At 66.6% G+C, this 1,759-nt stretch carries 2 protein-coding genes; both read right to left on the bottom strand.

From position 1 onward, the window contains the following. The coding region (locus tag EN879_RS34670; protein WP_127274652.1) for an ActS/PrrB/RegB family redox-sensitive histidine kinase at positions 1-901 on the bottom strand (901 nt) is incomplete at its 3' end. Positions 902-927: 26 nt separating this feature from the next. Beyond that, a partial coding sequence (locus EN879_RS34665; RefSeq protein WP_164774788.1) for an ATP-dependent helicase C-terminal domain-containing protein occupies positions 928-1,759 on the bottom strand: 832 nt, incomplete at its 5' end.

The following is a 1,759-nucleotide window of genomic DNA, read 5'->3' as shown; positions in this document are numbered from 1 at the left end:
AGATGCCGAAGTCCCGGTGCGGCGCGGTGACCTCCTCGACCAGCGATGTCAATGGCAGCCGCGAAAGATGCGCCTCACCCTCCGAGGACAGGCTGGTCAGCCGCTTGAGAATCTCGCGGCAACGCTCGCTCTGCGAACGCAACAGCGTCACGTCTTCCCCATATTTCGGATCCTTGCCGAGCGCCTTTTCCATCTCCTTGGCGACAAGCGCGATGGTGGCGAGCGGCGTGCCGAGCTCGTGCGCGGCCGCGGCGGCCAGCCCGTCGAGCGCCGAAAGGTGTTGCTCGCGCTGCAGCACCAGCTCTGTTGCGGCGAGCGCATTGGCCAGAAGCCGGGCTTCGGCTGCCACCCGAAAAGCATATATGGCGGTGAAGGCGATCGAGGACAGCACCGCCATCCACATGCCGGCGACATAGAGAAAAGGCATGGCCAGCGGCGCATCCTCATGCCAGGGCAGCGGCAGATGGACAAAGACCAGAAAGGTCGCCGCCGACATGACCAGCCCGCCGAGGATGGCAGTCAGGCGCAGGGGCAGCGATGTCGCCGAAATGACGACAGGCACGGTCATCAGCAGCGAGAACGGATTGGTGAGGCCGCCGGTCATGTAGAGCAGGCCGGCAAGCTGCAGGCTGTCGAAGATGAGGATGCCGAAGGCCGCAAGCGGCGTGAGCCGGTGTGCCGCCGGAAAGCGAAAGGCGAGAAACAGGTTCATCCAGGCCGAACAGGCGATCAGGGCAAAGCAGAGGCTGACCGGCAGCGGAAACTTCAGCCCATAGGCGACGACGAGCACCGCCAGGCTCTGACCGACAATGGCAAGCCATCGCAACCGGATTAGCGTGTTGAGGCGCAGTCTCTGGCTCTGCTGGAAATCGGGCGAACGCAAAACGTTGATCATGGCCATGAATTACAGCCGCGAAGCTCCAAAGGCTAGGTCCCGCGCGGCTTGGCCCGGGCGGTGGCGGCGGCGAGCAGCGGGTTTTCCGGCCAGACATGCTTGGGATAGCGGCCGCGCATGTCGGCGCGCACGTCGGTCCAGGAGCCGCGCCAGAAGCCGGGCAGGTCGCGCGTCGTCTGGATCGGCCGGTGCGCCGGCGACAGGAGTTCGAGCGTCAGCGGCACAGTGCCATTGGCGATCGAAGGATGGCGGTCGAGGCCGAACAGCTCCTGTACGCGAATCGCCAGCACCGGCCATTCGCCGTCATAGCGGATAGGCACATGGCTGCCGGACGGAGCGTCGAAATGGGTCGGCGCCAGCGTATCGATCCTGCGCTGCAGATCATGCGGCACGAGGCTGGCCAGCCCGGCCGAGACAACGCCTGCATCGATGGCGGCAAACGATGCCGCGCCGGCGAGGTAAGGCAGCAGCCAGTCGTCGAGGCGCTCGACGAGGGCGTCATCCGCCATATCGGGCCATGGCGCGCCCAGGCCGCGATGCAGCCAGCCAAGCCGCTGGCGCAGCGTTTGCGCCTCCTTGCTCCAGGTCAGCAGCGACAGCCCGTGCTGGCGCACGGCATCGAGGACGGCGCGGTCGGCGTCGGCCCCCGTTGGCGGCGGCAGCATGCGCTCGGCGAGCGTGATGGCGCCAAGGCGCACGGTTTCACGTACACGCACGGCGCGCTTGTCCCGATCGAAGCTCGTTTCACGGCGCGCCTCGCTCCTGTCCGCCAACGCGACACGGACATCGTCCTCGCCGATCGCCGCTGCCGCCGTGATGCGCGCATTCTGTGCCTTGCCCTGCAGGTCGGCGACGACCAGAAAC

This window comes from Mesorhizobium sp. M7A.F.Ca.AU.002.02.1.1, from assembly GCF_003998535.1.
GTDB lineage: Bacteria > Pseudomonadota > Alphaproteobacteria > Rhizobiales > Rhizobiaceae > Mesorhizobium > Mesorhizobium ciceri.
Note: the sequence above shows the minus strand (reverse complement) of the source record. Positions and strands in the feature narration are given on the sequence as shown.